Below are 17,921 nucleotides of genomic sequence, written 5' to 3'. Positions count from 1 at the left end.
AAGGTTTATCGGGTCAGTAGCCAAAGGCACCATCCTCCTGCACCCACTTGCCGTCTGCGCCGCGGTACAGGGTGAACGAGTAACCGTCGGCCTTGTCGCGCCATGCGCCTTCGCCGAAGCGCGCGTCGCCTATGACGGTAATTACATTGTCGATCGTCAGGCCGTCCTCCTGCACGTTGTCCCGCAGCACGCCGCTTTCCATAATGTTTTCCGACCATGCACGCTCGCTGGCCGGATCATAGCGCAGGTTTTCGACCGAAAACCCATTTGCCGCCGTGTAATCGCGCACGGCCTGGTACGCGGCCTCAATCTCATCCGGCGGGAACCGCGCTTCAAAGCTGCCGCGGTGCCGTTCCCAGGCCGCGCGCGCGATATCGTTGCCCGCAACCGCGTTTTCCACCTCCTGCGGCGACCAGCGCCACTGCAGGTCCAGTTCATGCAGGATATTCTCGGCATATGCGCCGTCCGACAGGCTAAGGTAATACGCCAGCTCCTCCACGGTGCAGCCGGAAAAATCGTTTGTTTCCTTGCGCATCATGTAGCTGTACGGATCGAATTCCCAACCCGAGCCGCCCGCCGTGTCCAAAGACCACCAGACCGGCAGGTAGATGGGCTGCACCGCATCCCCCAGCCGCACGGCCCTCATGCCGACGCGCACCTGACCGCCGTCCGCAAAGGTATAGACCCAGCTTTCGCCCTGCTTCACCGGATGCACAATGCGGTCGCCCGCCGTGCCGCCCGACAGGCCGAGCGTCCATTCCATCGCCCGCGCCGGATCGCGCAGGGCGGTGAGCGAAGCGTTCGCCAGCAGGGCGCGCACCCGCGCTTCGCTGAACTCCGGCAGGCCCAGCCCGCTGTTGTCGTACCGCAGCAGGAAGCGTTCGAGCGAATCGGTCGGCGTGGTTTCATCCAGCAACCACTCCTGTCGGGTCAGGTGATAACCGCCCTTGTCGGAGGCCTCCAGCGCCTCCACCGCGCGGTATGGGCGGTGCTGCCTGTCCCACAGCTCATACGCCACCGTCGCGCTGCCGCCGTCTATCCCGACCGTGTCACGCTCGGTCCAGATCGTGCTGTCGTAGTCCCGCGTATAGCGCGCAAGCCCATCCAGAAACGCCACACCGTTCAGATAGGTTTCCATGCGCGCCCGCCGCTGGGCTTCGTCCGGCGCATGGATGGTAAGCGAGCCGCCGTCCAGCGCCCACGCGGCCTGATCCATCTCCTGATACGCGGCCGCGATGTCCCTGTCCTGCGTATCATACTGCACGTCGGACGCAAACGTCAGGTAATAGGTCAGCCCGTCGCGCTCGGCCAGCGTCTTGCTGGGTACCGGCCAGTCCTCGCCAAAGGTAGATTGCAGATAGTCTGTCGCTTCTACGGCAAGCATCATCACCGTACCCGCCCCATACGGGTCGGAGGTCGCTTCCGGCCACGCGTTTTTCAGGCCGAACATGGCGCAGCCATCCTTCTCGGTTACATACCCCTGCCCGACAAAGCACGCCGGCAGGGTGAGGGTATAGCCGTAGACGTCGTTCACATAAGCGGTGGAGTCGATTGTGCGGCTGGCTTCCGCCGCGCCGCCCGCTATGCGGAATACGAATGCGGCGGTATGCGCCGTTCCATCCGCCGCCGTGTAGGACACGGTCACGCCGCGGTACACATCAGCCGGCTGCGTCGAGGACAGCGCCTCCGCCGTGATATGTTCCACGGGATAGCTGTACGACATGCTGGACGCTCCGCCCGTATAGGAAAAGCTGTCCGTTTCGGTCACCCGCTCGTCGTACTGGCGCGCACCGTCCTCACGGACGACCGCGTCCGCAATCGTGACCTCGCCAGCCGGCGCGGGGTCGAACAAAAGCTCGATGGTGTCGCCTGCCCGCAGCAGCGGGATGCTGCCCGCGGCGTTGCGCACCGCCTGCTCGGTGGTCTCGCCCACGGGCAGGCTTACCCCGCCCCCCGTGGCGGCAAAGCCCCCGTCAAGCGGTTCCGCCAGCCCGACCGGCAGCCAATAACCCTCGGTCTTCTCCATGCGCACATCAACGGACGGGCTGCCGTCGATGAAGTGCAGGCGCACGACGGCTTCGGTATCCGTCTGCGAAATCAGTTCGGCGGTGAGCCATGTCCGCATCCGGATGTATGTTGTGTTGCCTTCCATCTCTTCGTATGTTTCACCGAAATAGCCGAAGATATTTTCGATTGCGGTCAGCGGCTGTTCCAGATCAGTGATCGGGCCGCCATTATAAAACGAGGCATTAACTACCGTTTCCCCGGTATTGCCGTATTGCAGGTCGGGCCAGGGCAGGCCTGAGTCATAATACAGGCCAAATATCTCACGCATGGTATAGCCCGCGTCCTGTCCTGCCAGCTGATCCTGTATGAACGACAGGTGATCGTCACACCGCTGCATTTTGGAAATGACCCTGCGGCCGTTTTCCTCACCGGCGGTAATTGCAATCGCGGAGCGGTAATCGGTCGTGCCGCCGCCGTACATCTGGAACACCGCGACACAGGTATTTGCCTCCTCGGTCGGTACGATCACATAATTGCGGTAGGAAGGCGACGAGCCGCCGTATTTGGTATACCATACGGCGTTTTCGTCCTCGCTGCCGGCAAGGTGCTGCTGCTGCCGCACCAGCGCCTGCTGCTCCTGTTCGGACAGCACCGGATACAGCGGCCACACCGACTTATATGCCACCGCGCGCGCGTACTGCTGCGCGAGGTCGGCGGCGGTACGGGCGTTTTCCCCGCCGCCGTAGGTATAGTCCTGCGGCTGACCGGCCGCCATAATGATACTGAGCTGTTCGCCATTGTCAAAGGTATGCCGCACCTCGGCCAGGTCGTTTTCACCGTCGTTGGTCACGTCCCAGCGGCGGACGACCTCCGTGCTGCCGCCGGACAGCCGCAAAATCTCTCTGCACTGCTCCGCAGCGTCGTCCGATGCCGTCCCAGTGTTTTCCGGCAGGCCGAGGTCGTTTTCGTACAGGATGCGGAATTCTTCCAGCGAGGTCACGCCATCCCGTGCAACCGGCTTTGCGCTTTTCATCATCCATTTGCCGTCCATATCGCGTTGAAAATCCAACTGCTGCACCGCCCGATAGGGGATGTTTCCCTGTTCCTCTATCAGCAGCAGGTCAGCTACGGCATAGGTTTCCTCCCCGCGCAGCACCGCTGTGCTGGCAAGCAGCTCCGCTTCGCCGTTGATATGCTCGTGTATCTGCGCTGCCCACCATTCCGCAATCTCCAGCCGCGTTTCCTCTGTCAATTTTTCCTTACTCTCTCCTACCGACACCGCGCATCCGAGCGAGGCGACCAGCACCGCCGCAGCCACAATGAGCGCAGCGCCGCGCTTTTTCGCGCGCTTGTCGAACAGCCCTTCAAAGCGGCGCATGAGCGTTTCCTTATCCCCCGTGAAGCACGACACCAGCGCCCGCCGCTGCGCCTGTGCCTGCGCGGACCGCAGGATGGTTTCCCCGTAAGCGCGACGCTGACTCCCGTCCATACCGCGCACCACCGCGTCGTCGCACGCCAGCTCGATATCCTCCTGTGCAAAGCGCGTCAGCAGGCGCACCAGCGGATTGAACCAGTGTACCGACCGCGCCGCCACCAGCAGCAGCTTGAGCCACAGGTCGCCACGCTTATAATGCGTCAGCTCATGCCGGAAGATGAACATGGCGTCCTCTTCGGACAGGTCTTCCTGCGGCAGCCACAACACCGGCTCGGCAAATCCCGCGAGCATCGGACAGTCCGCCGCACCGCTCACACACAGCGGAATGGCGCGGCGGATGCCGAGCGAGCGCTTCTGCTCCTCGAAAATGCCGTGCAGCGCCTCGCTCTGCACATCCGCGGAAGCTTCCTTCAGGCGCCGGATGTAGCGGCGGTAATCCCGCGCCTGCCAAAACACGTTGTACAGCACGCCGGTCAGCCAGACCAGCGCCAGCACACCGTCCACATGAATGGCGCTTTTCCAGTTCTCCTGCACCTGTACGCTCTGCGTAAACTCGCTTTCGGTCATCCACGCGCCTCGCGGCAGTGCGGGCTGCGCCACACCGTCCTGCGCCGCACCCGCCGCCTGCGTCTCATCCTGATGATAGGTCACATACAGCGTCCTCTCGGGCGGCGTGAGCTGTATGGGCGGGTCGGGCAGCGTGAGCTGCACCGGAAAGAGCAGCCGCACCGCCAGCAGCGCCCAGATCACGCAGACCGCCCGCGCCGGATAGCGTTTTTTCAGCGTCCTGCGCAGCAAAAACAGCGCGAGCGCGACCGCCGACACCGTCAGGCCGGCCTGCGCCAGCCCCAGCAGCAATTCATTCTGTGCCATATCCTACCCCTCCTGTCCTTACCGCCCCTGCGCGTCCAGAAAGGCACGCAGCTCGTCGATATCCCGCTCGGTCAGCGCGCCCGCGTCCGACAGGCTCGCCACCAGATTTTTCACCGAGCCGCCGCACAGGCGCTGCACAAAGCTGCGGCTCTCCCGCTGGAGGTATGCCTCCTCCCGAACGAGCGGCGTATAATAGTTCTGCCGCCCCTGCTTTTCGCACCGCAGGAAGCCCTTTTCGCACAGTCGGGAGAGGAAGGTCAGCACGCTGGTCGGCTTCCACTCCTTGGGCGCGTTCTGCTGCACCTCGGCCGCGGTCACCGGCGGCTGAAGCGCCCAGATCGTTTGCATGACCTCCAGCTCCGCATCCGGCAGGCGTTTGATTTCGTCCATAGTCCCACCCCTTTTTCTACGGTTGTAAAACCTTTTTCCAGCCTTATTCTACATCAGTAGAATTTTCCTGTCAAGTCATACTTTGTTTACAGTTTGGAACATTGACAGCCCTCCGGTTTTACGGTATGCTAATAGTGTCCTGATATGGACAAAAGCCATATTTTTACGGATCAAGGAGCAAGTATCATGCGTAAATCGACAGCGCTTGGTTTTGCGCTCTGCGGCACCCTGCTGGTCATTCTCCTGTTCATCGCGGGGCGCATGCTGTACATCAAATTTTATCACCAGTCCTTTACCGATATCGCGGGCAAGGGCGTGCAGGCGTCGCTGATGCTGAGCGAAAACGACACCTCGCTCCCCGCAGTGACGGATGAAAAACAGATCGCTTCCTATACCGACCTGCTCGGCGGCTACACCTATACGCCCTATCCGCATTTTTTCCAGCCCGGCGATGATAAGCTGACCGCCAACCGCCTGACCGTCACCTTTGAAAACGGCAGCTCAATCAGCGTCAACGCGGACGGCTTTGTGTTTGTAGACGGCAAGCTGCGCGGCATCGAGGGGGGCCGCGGGCAGGAATTTTATCACAAGCTGTATATCCTGTTCTATCCGAACGCGACATAGGAAGAGAGGTGCGGAATGAAAAAGGCGGTATGCCTCCTGCTGGCGCTGCTGGGTACGGCTGCGCTGCTGGCCGGTTGCGCGCAGGCCGTTTCGGTCGGCGTGATCGGCGGCGCAGACGGCCCGACGGAGATCATTGTTTCCGGCCCGCGCGCGGAATAGGCTGAAAACCGGACGTCCCGTTTCCGGAACGGGCCTGCATTTTTCATATTTGGGGGAATGGACAAGATGAGGGAGCTGCTTCTGGATGCGGAAACCCTGTATACGCGCGCGCAGGCGCATGACGCGCTGGCAAAGGCGTTCGGGTTTCCGGCCGATTACGGGCGCACGCTGGACGCGCTTTACGACCTGCTGACCGCCTGCCCGCCCGCGCGGCTGACGCTGCGGCACGCGGAAAAGCTGGTTGACAACATGGGGAACTACGGCGAACTGCTGCTGCGCGTCCTGGCGGACGCGGCGGCAGAGAACCCGTCGTTCGTGCTTTCGGCCGAATAAAAGCAGCGTCCGGACCTGCGGGTCCGGACGCTGTTTTCACAGTCGCCTGCCGTTGTATTTCTGCGCGGCGGCGGCGCAGCCTTCCGCAATGATGCAAGCCGCGGCCTCCACCGCGTCCGCGCAGGCCTTGTCGATGGCTTTCTGCTCGTCCGCAGTGAACTTGCCCAGCACCCAGGCCGCCAGGTCGTAATCCGGATGCGGCTTTTTGCCCACGCCGATCTTGACGCGCGGGAAATCCTCGCTGCCCAGATGGTAGATGATGTTCTTCAGCCCGTTCTGCCCGCCCGCGGAGCCTTTCGCGCGCACGCGCAGCGTACCCACGTCGAGCGACACGTCGTCCGACAGCACGATGATGCGTTCGGGCGGTATCTTGTAAAACGCCGCCGCGTCGCGCACCGCCTCGCCGGACAGGTTCATGAACGTCTGCGGCTTCATCAGCAGCACGCGGCTGCCGCCGAGCGCGGCCTCGCCCACCAGAGCCTTGAATTTCATGCGGTCGATCCTCCGTCCGCTGCGCGCGCACCAGCCTTCGAGCGCGCGGAAACCCGCGTTATGCCGCGTGTTGTCATATTTGCTGCCCGGGTTGCCCAGGCCGACGACCAGCCATTCCACCGGCCCCGCCGCCTGCGCGGCTTTCTGCTCGTCCAGCTTTTTGAAAATATCGAATACTGACATGGTCCTTCTCCAAACAAAACGCCTCCCCCGACGGGAGGCGTCTGCTGTTTTTTATTCTACCGACAGGATATAATAGTACACCGGCTGTCCGCCGTCGATGACCGAGATCTCCATATCCTTGTTCTCGCGGCGCAGCAACGCCTCCACCTCGGCGGCCTGCTCCGCGCTGACGCCCTCGCCGTAGATCACGGTGGCGAACGCGCTGTCGTCGGTCACCATCTCGCGCACCAGCTTTTTAAGCACCACGCTTTCGCGGCCGCTCGCGCACAGCCTGCCTTCACACAGAGACAGGTATTCGCCCTGTTTGATTTTCTTTCCGTCGAACTCGCTGTCGCGCGCGGCGTAGGTCACCTGTCCGCTGCGCACCTGCGCCGCCGCGTCGGCCATCGCCGCCGCGAGGCCGCTGTCCTGCTCGCTGTCCAGATCGGCGGCGAGCATCGCGGAAATCCCCTGCGGAATGGTTCGGGTCGGCACGACCACCAGCTTTTTGCCCTCCGCCAGGTGCGCGGCCTGCTCCGCCGCCATGATGATGTTTTTATTGTTGGGCAGCACGAACACGGTTTCCGCCGGCACCGCGTCCACCGCACGCACGATATCGTCGGTCGAGGGGTTCATGGTCTGGCCACCCTGCACGACCATGTCCACGCCCAGGTCAGTGAACACATTTTTCAGGCCGTCGCCCGCCGCGACCGCGACAAAGCCGTATTTTTTCTCCGGCGGGGCGATCACGCGCTCGGCCGGCGCGTCCGCCGTACCCTCGATCACCTTGGCGGTGTGCTGCTCGCGCATGTTCTCGATTTTGACCGTGAGCAGCGGGCCGAATTTCAGCCCCTCCTCCAGCGCTCTGTTCGGTTGGTCGGTATGCACATGCACCTTAACGATGTCGTCATCCTCCACTACAACCAGCGAATCCCCAATATCGCTCAGGATCGCGCGCAGGCGGCCGACGTTGCGGGCCTTGTCCTTGCGCGCGGCAATGAACTCAGTGCAGTAGGTGAACGTGATCTCCTCGTCCGCAATGGCGGCGAAGTCCGCGGCGGCCTTCGCCGCCGGCTGCGCGGCCGCGCGCTCCTTGCGGACGCCACGCAGCCCGTCCAGCATGCCCTCCAGGATGGTCAGGAAGCCGAACGCACCCGCGTCCACCACGCCCGCCTTTTCCAGCACGGGGTTCTGGTGTACGGTTTCCGCGAGCGCCTCCCGCCCGCGTTCGAGGACTGCGCAAAGCACCTGCTCTGCGGACAGCGCCGAATCGGCCTGACAGGCCTCGACCGCGTGCTGGGCGGATACGCGCGACACGGTCAGGATCGTACCCTCGGCCGGCTTCATGACCGCCTTGTAGGCGGTGTCCACGCCCTCACGCAGCGCGAGCGCCAGCGCACGCCCGTCCACCTGCTCCGCCTCGCGCAACTTTTTCGCCATGCCACGGAACAGCAGCGACAGGATAACGCCCGAATTGCCGCGCGCGCCGCGCAGCAGCGCGGAGGCGGCCGTGTCCGCAGCCTTTGCCAGCGTCGGCTCCTCCAGCTTGTCCAGCTCGGTCATGGCGGACGCCATGGTCATGGACATATTGGTGCCTGTATCGCCGTCCGGTACGGGGAACACATTCAGTTCATTGGCGCGCTCCTTGTTTTCCGCAATGGCGAGCGCGCCCTCGATCACCATGGATTTGAAAAGCGCGCCGTCTATTTTCTGATCTGCCATATGCATACTCTCCCTAATCTCTGTTTTCAGACCGCGTCCGCGCCCCGCGAACGGCGGCGGTATGGGGATACAGGGGTCTGCACCCCCTGCTTATCAGTCCGCGCGAATGCTCTCCACATAAACGTCCACGTTTTTTACGTCTACACCGGTCAGACGCTCCACATGGTAGCGCACCTCGCCGATGATCGAGCGGCACACGGTCGCGATGTTCACCCCGTGTTCCACCGCGATGTGCAGGTCGATATCGACGCCGCCGTCCGGTGCCTCGGCCACCTTAACGCCGCGGGACTGGTTCTCCCGTCCGAGCAGGTGCGCCAGTCCGTCCGACATCGAGCGGATGGTCATGCCCTTCACTCCAAAACAGGAGGAAGCCGCATAGCCCGCGATGCCGGCCAGCACTTCGTTTGTGATTTCGATATATCCAAGATCAGTCTTGATCGTCATAGAAAACCCTCCCTGTGATTGGTTGGCTGTCTGGTTACTTACCTTATATTTTATATCAAATGCCCTGTAAATACAAGCAAAATGCGGAAAGCATGTCATGAATCTATAAATTTCCGGCAACAATAGAAACAAATGTTTGCTTTTCCCGCCATAATACGGTATAATGAAGAAAATGCGAACGTATGTTCCTTTCAGGCAAGGTGTGAAGGAGTGCAGACCCCATGAAAAAAATTTCCCCAAAACAGCAGCGCATCCTCGATTATATCAGCGAATTCTCCCTGGAGCATGGCTACCCGCCCTCCGTGCGAGAGATCTGCGCTGAAATGGACCTGCGTTCCCCCTCGACCGTACACGCGCATCTGAAAAAGCTGCAGGAGGCGGGCTATCTCGAGCCGAGCGACCATAAATCCCGCGCGCTGACGCCGGTCAGCGGCCCGTCCATGGTGCCGCGCGTCCCCATCCTCGGGCGGGTAACGGCCGGCCTGCCCATCCTTGCGGTGGAGGAGCATATCGGATACGTCCCGTTCGAGCCGGCGGCCGGCGGCGGGGAATACTATGCCCTGCGCATCCGCGGCGATTCCATGACCGGCGCCGGCATCCTGGACGGCGACCTCGTCATCGTCCGGCAGGACGCGCAGGCTCGCAGCGGCGATATCGTCATCGCCCTGCTGGAGGACGAGGCCACCTGCAAAACGCTGAACCTCACGCAGGACGGCGTATGGCTGATGCCGGAAAATCCGGCCTACCCGCCTATCAACGGTACGGGCTGCCAGATCCTCGGCGTGGTCAAAGCGGTCTATCGGGAATATTAAGGAGCGACGCCTATGCCGGCACTGGACGACAGCATCCAATTCGTCAAGGGCATCGGCCCGAAAAAGGCGAAGCTGTTTGAAAAACTGCACATCCGCACCCTGCGCGACGCGCTTGAGACCTATCCGCGCGACTATGAGGACCGCACCCGCATCACCCGCATCGCGGATATCGGCGCGGAGGACAAATACACCGTCCGCGCGGTCGTGGGTACCGAACCCAAGCTCAGCCGCATCCGCAAGGGGCTGACGCTGGTCAAATGCACGATTTTTGACGAGTCCGGCTTACTGCACGTCACCTGGTTCAACAACCCTTACGCCGCCGCGCTGGTGCGCGCGGGGCAGGAATATGTGTTTTACGGCCGCATACAGGGCTTTGGCCGCGCGCGGACGCTCATTTCGCCCCAGTCCGAAAAGGTCGCGCCGGACGCGGACCACCCAGGCCGCATCGTGCCGGTCTATCCGCTGACCGCAGGGCTGACCCAGCGCGACCTGGAGCGCGTGACCGAAGCCGCGCTCGCCGCCGTGCCGGGCGGCTGGCCCGACCCGCTGCCCGAGGTGCTGCGCGCCAAATACCGCCTGCCGGACGCAGCCGACGCGCTGGCCGCCATCCACCGCCCACAGACAGCGGACGAAGTTGCCGAGGCGCGCCGCCGCATGGTGTTCGAGGAGCTGTTCCTGCTGTGCTGCGGCCTGCAGCAGCTCAAGGAGCGCCGCCGCGCCGATTCCGGCATCCTTTTCGCGCAGAGCGGGCTGGACGCCTATCTGGACGCGCTGCCTTTCGCCCCCACGGGCGCGCAGCGCCGCGCGATCGGGGAGGTCGCGGCGGACTGCGCCTCCGGCAGGCCGATGAACCGGCTGGTGCAGGGCGACGTCGGCTCGGGCAAGACGGTCGTGGCGGCAGCGCTGTGCGCGCTGGCCGCGCAGAACGGCTGGCAGGCCGCTTTCATGGCGCCGACCGAGATCCTCGCCGTCCAGCACGCGGAAACGCTCGCCCCCCTGCTGGGCCGGCTGGGCATTTCCTGCACCCTGCTCACCGGCTCGATGACCGCGGCGCAGAAGCGGTCCGCGCTCGCCGCAATCGAAACCGGCGCGGCGCAGGTCGTGGTCGGCACGCACGCGCTCATCCAGCAGGGCGTGGCCTTTCACCGGCTGGGCGCGGTCATTGCGGACGAGCAGCACCGCTTCGGCGTGGCACAGCGCGCCGCGCTTTCGGCCAAGGGGGAAACGCCGCATGTGCTGGTCATGTCAGCTACGCCCATTCCGCGCACGCTCGCGCTCATTCTGTACGGCGACTTGGACGTATCCGTGTTGGACGAGTTGCCGCCCGGCCGCAGTCCGGTCGAGACCTACGCGGTGGGAGAAAATATGCGCCGGCGCATCACCGCCTTTATCGACAAGCAGATTGCGGCAGGCGGGCAGGCCTACGTCGTCTGCCCGCTGGTCGAGGAGGGCGAATTAAACCTCAAAAGCGCGGAGCAGCACGCAAAGGACCTGCAGGCCGCCCTGCCGCACCGCCGCGTTGCCGTGCTGCACGGCCGCATGAAAAACGCGGACAAGGAGCAGGTGATGCGCGATTTCGCCGCGCGGCAGTATGATATCCTGGTTGCCACGACCGTGATCGAGGTCGGCGTGGACGTGCCGAACGCCAACCTGATGGTAGTGGAGGACGCGGACCGCTTCGGCCTGTCCCAGCTCCACCAGCTCCGCGGGCGGGTCGGGCGCGGGCCGCGGCAGTCCTACTGCGTGTTTTTCGGCGCGGACAAGGGAGAATCTGCCCGCGAACGCCTGAAAATCCTGTGCCGGACCGGCGACGGGTTCGAGATCGCGCGCGCCGACCTCGCCCAGCGCGGGCCGGGCGACTTTTTCGGCCGGCGGCAGCACGGCCTGCCTGCGCTGCATGTTGCTGATCTCGCGGCCGACCTCGCACTCATGCAGTCCGCCCGCGAGGAGGCCGAGGCCATTCTTGCCGCCGATCCGCGTCTGGAGGGCTATCCAACCTTATCTGCGCGCGTGCAGCGCATGTTCGCCGCACGGGACGACGAGGTGTTCAACTAAAAGGGCGGAAGCCGCTATGGCTTCCGCCCTTTTTCCGTTTATGCCCTTATGCGTCCTCTCCGCCCGCCGGCTTTTCCCGCCGCTCGGAGAGCACTAGGCCGGCCAGCGCCAGCACGGTGCCCAGCCACATGATTGGCGTCATAGTTTCGTGCAGGATGAGCGCCGAGCTGATAATGGTGATCACCGGCGTGGCATAGATGTACGCGCTGGTCTTGACCGGCCCCAGCAGGAACACCGCCCGGTTCCAGGTCACAAAGCAGGTCGCGGAGGCCAGCAGGCCGAGGAAGAGCAGGTTCGCGACGTGAAGCGGCTCGGTCCATGCAGACAGCAGCGCGGGAAAGCCCTCGAGCAGGGCGGGCACCAGCAGGAACAACAGGCCGTAGCCGAAAATGCGGCAGGTCAGCGGCACGGTGCGGTAGCCCATCGCGCCCAGCTTGCGCACGATCACCGAATACACGCCCCAAACAAACGCCGCCCCCACGCCGAGCAGTACGCCGCGCGGGTCGAGGTTCAGCTCGCTCACCCCCGCCAGCGACGTCATCGCCACACCCGCTATCGCGCACACAAAGCCGAGGAAAAACCAGCGGCTGAGTTTCTCGCGCAGCACGACCGCCGCGACCAGCGCGGTGAACAGCGGTGCCGCCGCCACGATCACGCCGACCAGGGACGCGGAAATATAGGTCAGCGCGATATTCTCCATCAGAAAGTACAGCGACACGCCGGTCAGCCCCGCCAGTGCGAACAGCAGCTCATGCTGCCATTTCTGCGGCCTGACGAGCCCGCGCCCTGCGGCGAACAGCGCTACAAAGCCCAGCCCGAAGCGGGCGACCATGATTTCCAGCGGCGTGAACGCGCGCAGCAACACCTTGGTCGAAACAAATGTCGTACCCCATACCAGCACAGTCAGCATAGCGAGCAAATGCCCCTGCAGCCTGTGATTTTCCCTCATGGTATCCCCCTCTCTATGCAGCGGTCGCGGCCATCCGCGCCCCGGCGGGCTCAGCAGATAAAGCCCCCGCCGATCACAATATCGTTGTCATAAAACACCGCGCTCTGCCCCCTTGCGGGCGCGCGGACCACGTCCTCGAACATGATGCGCGCGCCGCCGGCCTCCGGATAAACCAGCGCGCGGTCGCTGCGCCTGGAAAAGCGCACGCGCACCTCGCAGGGGAACGCGCCGTTTTCCGCGTATTCGGGCGCGATGTAGTGTACGTCGCGCACCTTGATTTCCTTTTCGAACACGTCCTCGAGCGACAGCACCACCTCGTCGGTCTCCGGCCGCAGCGCGTGGACGAACAGGCGGCCTGCCGCAGCCACGCCCAGCCCCTTGCGCTGGCCGACCGTATAGCAGTGCAGCCCCTTGTGCCGCCCCAGAACATTGCCCGCCTCGTCCACAAAATTGCCCGGCGGGCAGGCCGCGCCGTGGCGCTCGAGCCAGCCCTGCACATCCCCGTCCGGAATGAAGCAGATATCCATACTGTCCGGCTTTTCGGACACGGACAGGCCGATATCGCGCGCCGCAGCGCGGGTTTCGTCCTTACCCGCGCTTTCCCCCAGCGGGAACAGGCAGCGCGCGACCGTCCGCCGCGGCAGGCGGTGCATCATATAGGTCTGATCCTTTTCCGCGCGGGCGCGCAGCAGGAGCGCGCGCCCCTGCGCGTCCCGTCCGGTGCGGGCGTAGTGGCCGGTGGCGACATAGGGCGCGCCGATCTCATCCGCATAGTCGGTCAGCGCACGGAACTTGACCAGCGGGTTGCACACCACGCACGGGTTAGGCGTGCGCGCGGTGCGGTAGCAGTCCACGAAATAGGCGCACACCTGCTGCTCGAACGCCTCGCGCCGGTGCGCGACGTAAAGCGGGATGCCCAGCTCGTCTGCCGCCTGCTGCGCGGCCTCCGTGCCGCCCAAACCGACCTCCAGGAACAGCCCGTATACCGCAAAGCCCTGCGCGCGCAGGCGCGCCGCCGCGACCGCGGAATCCACGCCGCCTGATAATCCTAACACAACTTTTTCCATCATTCTTGTAAAATCTCCTACTGTTCGGGGCTGCCATCAAAAAGAAAATGAGCGCCCCGCGCTCATTTTCACAGAACGTCCGCCGCTTATTCGCCGGACGAGGTCCACTCCTCCAGCCCTGCAAACGCATTGTACGGCGCGGGGCTGAAATTATCGATCAGGCCCTTGCGGATGATCAGCTGCCCGCACTCGAACGCGATCGGGATAAAGGGCATTTCCTCCGCGAACGCCGTGTAGAACGCCGCGAGATTGTCACCGCTGCGCGCGGCTGCGACGGCGGCGGACATGGTCTGGCTGGAATAGCCGCCGTAGTTCAGGCTGCCGTCGGAGGAAAGCAGCGGGCGCAGGTCAAAATCCGGCGTCAGCAGCGTTTCCCCATAATATACGTCAAAATCGCCCGACTGCAGCATGGACACATAGGTTTCATACGGCTGCCGGTCCACGGTCACCGACACGCCGACCGCTTTCCAGGAGGCCGCGATCTGTTCCGCCGCCGCCACCTTAAACGTATTGTTGGCGTTGACGAGCAGCCGGATGGACAGGGCCGCGTCCCCGCCGGACGCGCCGCCGCTGCCGGTATCCGTCCCGCCGGCCTCTCCGTCGGCGTCTTCCTCACCCGTATCCGTTTCGCCGTCGTCCTGTCCCGTGTCCCCCGCGCCGCCGGCCTGCTCCAGTCCCTCGCGCAGGAGACGCGCGGCGGTCTCGGTATCGGCGGACATATTGAGCGTCAGCCCGTCGGCTGCGGGCTGCGGATTGACCGGCAAGACCGCCGGCGCGGCAAAGGTCTGCAGCTGCGTGTCGCACAGGCTCTGCCGGCCGAGCGCGGCGCTGAGCGCCTGCCGCACCTTGGCGTTGGCAAGATAGGGGTTGCTGTAATTGACGCCCAGGTAATGCAGGTCCGCGCTCGCGGTGCGCACGGTGTCGATCGACCCGCCGATGATCGTACTCGCCCCGTCAGGTGCGATGCGCGGCTCGCGCAGCAGGGAAACATCCCCTGTGCGGAAGCTGGATTCCGCGGCGTCCGCCCGTGTCATGGGTACCAGCGTGATATGGCGGATGGAGCCGAGGAACCCGCCGTGCCAGCTCTCATTGGCCTCCAGCTTCCACTGGTTGCCGTCCTTGACCGGCTGGAACGGGCCGGTCCCGTCGGCGAAGTCGCCGCTTTCGGCCGAACCCTGCCGGTAGATCGGGATGTCGAGCAGGCGGGGGAAATTAATGTTGGGCGAGGACAGCACGATACGCACCTCGCTGCCGGACAGCGCCTCGATCGAGGCAGCCTCGACCAGCCGGTTATGGTACGGCGACGCCTCATTATACTGCGCGGCCTGCAGGCTGGCGACCACGTCGGCCGCAGTCAGCTTCTCGCCCGACCAGAACGTCACGTCGTCCCGCAGCGTAAAGGTGAACGTTGTCCCATCGCCCGTATACGATGCGCATAGCACATTTTGCGCGGTAAAATTGCCGCTGACCTCGAACAGGCCTTCATATAGCGCCTCGCACAACAGGCGGTTGATGCTGGTGCTGTCCAGCACCGGATTGAGCGTGCCGTTCTGGTACCAAGCCATGCCAAAATATGCGTCCGACACCTCGACCGTATCAACCGGCCCGTCATCCCCGCCCAGCCCGCCTTCCCCGCAGGCCGTCAGCAGGCAGAGCGCCGCCAGCAGTGCCGCCAGCGCGCGTTTTTTCCATTTCATAAAACGGACTCCCTTTCCGTCACAGGCAGATCACGCCGCCCTGTACGCCGCGTACGCCGCGGGTCGCGCGGTGCGACCAGAATTCATCGCTGTGGCACATGGTACACAGCCCGCTGTCGATCACGTTTTCCGGCGCGAGCCCCGCGTCCCGCAGCAGCTTTACGCCGATGCCCTGCAGATCGACATGGAATTTTGCTCCCTTTTCCCGAATATAGGGCCGTACGGCCACGCCGAGCAGGCGCTCCATCGCCTCCGGCACATCTGCGTCGGTTTCAAAGCACTCCTGCCGGATGGACGGCCCCAAGACCGCGATCAGGCTCTCGCGCCTCGCCCCCAGGCGCGCCACCATCACCTCCACGGTTTTGGGCAGGATGCCGCCCGCCATGCCGCGCCAGCCCGCATGGGCCACGCCCGCAGTATGCGTCGCCGGATCGTACAGCAGGGTCACTACGCAGTCCGCGTAAAAGCCGCAGAGCGGCGTGTCCGGCAGCGCTGTCACGATCGCGTCCGACCGCCACGCCATCGGGCGGTGCAGCCCCATGCCGACCTGCTCCTCCCCGACAACCGAAACCTCGGTTTCGTGGATCTGACGGGTCAGCGTGAAGCGTTTTTCATCCACGCCGAGCGCTTCCGCCAGGCGGCGGTAATTTTCCCGCACGCTGGCCTCCTCGTCCCCCCGGCTGAAGCCCAGGTTGAGGCTTTCACAGTGTCCCGTGCTCACGCCGCCGTACTTAGTCGTAAAGGCATGCCGCACCGGCAGCCGGCGGCAGGTATAATAAACAAATGGGCCGCTCTGAACGCGGCACATGGATCGATGCATGCGTTTTTCCTCCCGATTCAGTTGTATTATTATATCAAATGCGGCCCCCCTCCACAAGGGCGCAAAACCGTTCTTCTCAAAAAGCGCCAAAATCTGCCCGCTCGCGGACGTGTTTTTCTTGACAGTTTGACCAACAGGCTTTACAATATTTTTAGTATAATACCTGCTGTTATATAGCCTGCGTAAAAATACGCACGGCTTTTTTCAAGGGCATTATAACCGTACCTCTGTCCGACAGGGGGCCACTGCACTCAAAAAAATCAATAGGAGGACACACCAAAGCAATGAACGACATCATCATACCGCTCGTGACCGGTATCGTGTGTCTCGTTGTGGGCGTTGTCATTGGCTTTTTGTACCGCAAGCGTGTTGCGGAAAAAGAGATCGGCTCCGCCGAGACCGAAGCGACGCGCATCATCAACGAGGCCATCAAGGCCGGCGAAACCAAAAAGCGGGAAGCGATTCTCGAAGCCAAGGACGAGATCCACAAGCAGCGCACCGAAGCCGACCGCGAGCTCAAGGAGCGCCGCAACGAGACCCAGCAGCTCGAGCGCCGCCTGATCCAGCGCGAGGAGGCGCTGGACAAGAAAAGCGATACGCTCGAGCGCAAAAACGAAGACCTTTCCCGCCAGCTGGAGGCAGCCCAGAAGGAAAAGGACGACCTGGCCCGTGTCAAGGCCGAGCAGCTCGAAAAGCTGGAGCAGATCGCCAGCATGACCCGCGACGAGGCGCGCGAGATGCTGGTCCAGTCGATCGAGGCTGAGGCCACGCACGACGCGGCGGTTAAGCTGCGCGAGATCAACCAGCGCGTCAGGGACGAAAGCGAACAGACCGCGCGCGAGATCATTTCCACCGCCATCCAGCGCTGCGCGGCCGATCATGTTTCCGAAGCGACCGTATCGGTCGTCCCGCTGCCCAACGACGAGATGAAGGGCCGCATCATCGGCCGCGAGGGCCGTAATATCCGCACGCTCGAAACACTGACCGGCGTGGACCTGATCATCGACGACACGCCGGAGGCCATTACGCTTTCCTCGTTCGACCCTGTGCGCCGCGAGATCGCGCGCCTGAGCTTGGAAAAGCTGATCGTGGATGGACGCATCCATCCGGCACGCATCGAGGAAATGGTGGAAAAATCCCGCCGTGAGGTGGAGCAGATCATCAAATCCGAGGGCGAACGCGCCACCTTTGAAACCGGTATCCACGGCATCCATCCCGAGTTGGTCAAAACGCTCGGCCGCCTGCGCTACCGCACCAGCTACGGCCAGAACGTGCTGCAGCATTCGATTGAGGTCGCGCACATCGCCGGCATGATGGCCAGCGAACTGGGCATCGACCCCGTACCCGCGCGCCGCGCCGGCCTGCTGCATGACATCGGCAAAGCGATCGACCATGAGGTCGAGGGCAGCCATGTGCAGATCGGCGTCGACCTGGCCCGTAAATACAAGGAGGCGCCCGGCATCGTCCACGCGATCGAGGCGCACCACGGCGACGTGGAGGCCAAGACCACCATCGCCTGCCTGGTGCAGGCGGCGGACGCGATCTCCGCAGCGCGCCCGGGCGCGCGCCGCGAGAACCTGGAAAACTATATCAAGCGCCTGGAAAAGCTGGAGGGCATCGCCAACGAAACGCCCGGCGTTTCCAGCTCGTACGCCATCCAGGCGGGCCGTGAGATCCGCATTATCGTCAATCCGGATAAGATTTCGGACGACGCGATGGTGCTGCTCGCCCGCGACGTGGCCAAAAAGATCGAGGATGAGCTGGATTATCCCGGCCAGATCAAGGTCAATATGGTGCGTGAGACCCGCGCGGTCGATTACGCCAAGTAACCTCTGCAAGCAGGAAACAAGGGACAGACGCCCGTCTGTCCCTTGTTTTTT

Annotated in this window: 15 protein-coding genes; 6 read left to right on the top strand and 9 right to left on the bottom strand. The window is 63.4% G+C overall.

Annotated elements, in window-relative coordinates:
• Window positions 1-13 precede the first annotated feature (13 nt).
• Window positions 14-4,315: a M56 family metallopeptidase gene (locus H8S45_RS02890; protein WP_147573790.1), complete on the bottom strand. Its 4,302-nt coding sequence runs from the start codon at window positions 4,313-4,315 to the stop codon at window positions 14-16.
• Between the two features lie 18 nt (window positions 4,316-4,333).
• The gene (locus tag H8S45_RS02885; RefSeq protein WP_054327380.1) at window positions 4,334-4,705 is read right to left on the bottom strand and encodes a BlaI/MecI/CopY family transcriptional regulator; all 372 of its coding nucleotides are present in this window, start codon (window positions 4,703-4,705) and stop codon (window positions 4,334-4,336) included.
• A gap of 186 nt (window positions 4,706-4,891) precedes the next feature.
• Between H8S45_RS02885 and H8S45_RS02880 the strand changes: the two genes are divergently transcribed.
• The 3 genes from H8S45_RS02880 (at window position 4,892) to H8S45_RS02870 (ending at window position 5,821) form a co-directional block, all read left to right on the top strand.
• Window positions 4,892-5,329 (top strand): hypothetical protein, encoded by a 438-nt coding sequence (locus H8S45_RS02880; protein WP_054327379.1) that lies wholly within the window; start codon window positions 4,892-4,894, stop codon window positions 5,327-5,329.
• Between the two features lie 15 nt (window positions 5,330-5,344).
• The gene (locus tag H8S45_RS02875) at window positions 5,345-5,488 is read left to right on the top strand and encodes a sodium ion-translocating decarboxylase subunit beta (protein WP_147573789.1); all 144 of its coding nucleotides are present in this window, start codon (window positions 5,345-5,347) and stop codon (window positions 5,486-5,488) included.
• A 66-nt stretch (window positions 5,489-5,554) separates the two neighbouring features.
• Window positions 5,555-5,821, top strand: coding sequence for a barstar family protein (locus H8S45_RS02870; RefSeq protein ID WP_054327378.1), 267 nt, complete (start codon window positions 5,555-5,557; stop codon window positions 5,819-5,821).
• Window positions 5,822-5,857: 36 nt separating this feature from the next.
• On the opposite strand, the gene pth is transcribed toward H8S45_RS02870, so the two are convergent.
• The 3 genes from pth to H8S45_RS02855 form a co-directional block, all read right to left on the bottom strand.
• Entirely contained in the window at window positions 5,858-6,496 is a 639-nt protein-coding gene (gene pth, locus H8S45_RS02865) for an aminoacyl-tRNA hydrolase (RefSeq protein ID WP_054327377.1), read from the bottom strand.
• 51 nt (window positions 6,497-6,547) lie between these two features.
• On the bottom strand, window positions 6,548-8,197 hold the full coding sequence (locus H8S45_RS02860; RefSeq protein WP_107631427.1) for a DAK2 domain-containing protein: 1,650 nt from the start codon (window positions 8,195-8,197) through the stop codon (window positions 6,548-6,550).
• Between the two features lie 93 nt (window positions 8,198-8,290).
• Window positions 8,291-8,641, bottom strand: coding sequence for an Asp23/Gls24 family envelope stress response protein (locus H8S45_RS02855; RefSeq protein ID WP_054327376.1), 351 nt, complete (start codon window positions 8,639-8,641; stop codon window positions 8,291-8,293).
• Between the two features lie 221 nt (window positions 8,642-8,862).
• Here H8S45_RS02855 and lexA point away from each other — a divergent pair, with 221 nt between their 5' ends.
• Window positions 8,863-9,453, top strand: a complete 591-nt coding sequence (gene lexA, locus H8S45_RS02850; RefSeq protein WP_054327375.1) for a transcriptional repressor LexA — start codon at window positions 8,863-8,865, stop codon at window positions 9,451-9,453.
• A 12-nt stretch (window positions 9,454-9,465) separates the two neighbouring features.
• Complete coding sequence (recG, locus tag H8S45_RS02845) at window positions 9,466-11,508, top strand: ATP-dependent DNA helicase RecG (RefSeq protein ID WP_186949521.1); 2,043 nt, start codon at window positions 9,466-9,468, stop codon at window positions 11,506-11,508.
• 46 nt (window positions 11,509-11,554) lie between these two features.
• Here the strand turns inward: recG and H8S45_RS02840 are convergent, their stop codons facing one another.
• The 4 genes from H8S45_RS02840 to pgeF all read right to left on the bottom strand — a co-directional run bounded on the left by H8S45_RS02840 (window position 11,555) and on the right by pgeF (window position 16,041).
• The gene (locus H8S45_RS02840; RefSeq protein WP_054327374.1) at window positions 11,555-12,457 is read right to left on the bottom strand and encodes a DMT family transporter; all 903 of its coding nucleotides are present in this window, start codon (window positions 12,455-12,457) and stop codon (window positions 11,555-11,557) included.
• 50 nt (window positions 12,458-12,507) lie between these two features.
• Window positions 12,508-13,527 carry a tRNA 2-thiouridine(34) synthase MnmA gene (mnmA, locus tag H8S45_RS02835; protein WP_147573785.1) on the bottom strand — a complete coding sequence of 340 codons (1,020 nt, stop codon included), beginning with the start codon at window positions 13,525-13,527 and terminating at the stop codon, window positions 12,508-12,510.
• Window positions 13,528-13,610: 83 nt separating this feature from the next.
• Window positions 13,611-15,221, bottom strand: a complete 1,611-nt coding sequence (locus H8S45_RS02830; RefSeq protein WP_054327372.1) for an ABC transporter substrate-binding protein — start codon at window positions 15,219-15,221, stop codon at window positions 13,611-13,613.
• Between the two features lie 19 nt (window positions 15,222-15,240).
• Window positions 15,241-16,041 carry a peptidoglycan editing factor PgeF gene (gene pgeF / locus H8S45_RS02825; protein ID WP_082397137.1) on the bottom strand — a complete coding sequence of 267 codons (801 nt, stop codon included), beginning with the start codon at window positions 16,039-16,041 and terminating at the stop codon, window positions 15,241-15,243.
• 284 nt (window positions 16,042-16,325) lie between these two features.
• On the opposite strand from pgeF, the gene rny reads away from it, so the two are divergent.
• Window positions 16,326-17,870: a ribonuclease Y gene (gene rny / locus H8S45_RS02820; RefSeq protein WP_107631422.1), complete on the top strand. Its 1,545-nt coding sequence runs from the start codon at window positions 16,326-16,328 to the stop codon at window positions 17,868-17,870.
• The last annotated feature ends 51 nt before the right edge of the window (window positions 17,871-17,921 follow it).

The organism is Agathobaculum faecis, from assembly GCF_014287995.1.
In the GTDB taxonomy this organism is placed as follows: domain Bacteria; phylum Bacillota; class Clostridia; order Oscillospirales; family Butyricicoccaceae; genus Agathobaculum; species Agathobaculum ammoniilyticum.
Note: the sequence above shows the minus strand (reverse complement) of the source record. Positions and strands in the feature narration are given on the sequence as shown.

Bases quoted from the DNA above. Each gene is read 5' to 3' on its own strand.
- H8S45_RS02890 (WP_147573790.1), bottom strand. From the start codon at position 4,315: ATGGCACAGAATGAATTGCTGCTGGGGCTGGCGCAGGCCGGCCTGACG.
- H8S45_RS02885 (WP_054327380.1), bottom strand. From the start codon at position 4,705: ATGGACGAAATCAAACGCCTGCCGGATGCGGAGCTGGAGGTCATGCAA.
- H8S45_RS02880 (WP_054327379.1), top strand. From the start codon at position 4,892: ATGCGTAAATCGACAGCGCTTGGTTTTGCGCTCTGCGGCACCCTGCTG.
- H8S45_RS02875 (WP_147573789.1), top strand. From the start codon at position 5,345: ATGAAAAAGGCGGTATGCCTCCTGCTGGCGCTGCTGGGTACGGCTGCG.
- H8S45_RS02870 (WP_054327378.1), top strand. From the start codon at position 5,555: ATGAGGGAGCTGCTTCTGGATGCGGAAACCCTGTATACGCGCGCGCAG.
- pth (WP_054327377.1), bottom strand. From the start codon at position 6,496: ATGTCAGTATTCGATATTTTCAAAAAGCTGGACGAGCAGAAAGCCGCG.
- H8S45_RS02860 (WP_107631427.1), bottom strand. From the start codon at position 8,197: ATGGCAGATCAGAAAATAGACGGCGCGCTTTTCAAATCCATGGTGATC.
- H8S45_RS02855 (WP_054327376.1), bottom strand. From the start codon at position 8,641: ATGACGATCAAGACTGATCTTGGATATATCGAAATCACAAACGAAGTG.
- lexA (WP_054327375.1), top strand. From the start codon at position 8,863: ATGAAAAAAATTTCCCCAAAACAGCAGCGCATCCTCGATTATATCAGC.
- recG (WP_186949521.1), top strand. From the start codon at position 9,466: ATGCCGGCACTGGACGACAGCATCCAATTCGTCAAGGGCATCGGCCCG.
- H8S45_RS02840 (WP_054327374.1), bottom strand. From the start codon at position 12,457: ATGAGGGAAAATCACAGGCTGCAGGGGCATTTGCTCGCTATGCTGACT.
- mnmA (WP_147573785.1), bottom strand. From the start codon at position 13,527: ATGATGGAAAAAGTTGTGTTAGGATTATCAGGCGGCGTGGATTCCGCG.
- H8S45_RS02830 (WP_054327372.1), bottom strand. From the start codon at position 15,221: ATGAAATGGAAAAAACGCGCGCTGGCGGCACTGCTGGCGGCGCTCTGC.
- pgeF (WP_082397137.1), bottom strand. From the start codon at position 16,041: ATGCATCGATCCATGTGCCGCGTTCAGAGCGGCCCATTTGTTTATTAT.
- rny (WP_107631422.1), top strand. From the start codon at position 16,326: ATGAACGACATCATCATACCGCTCGTGACCGGTATCGTGTGTCTCGTT.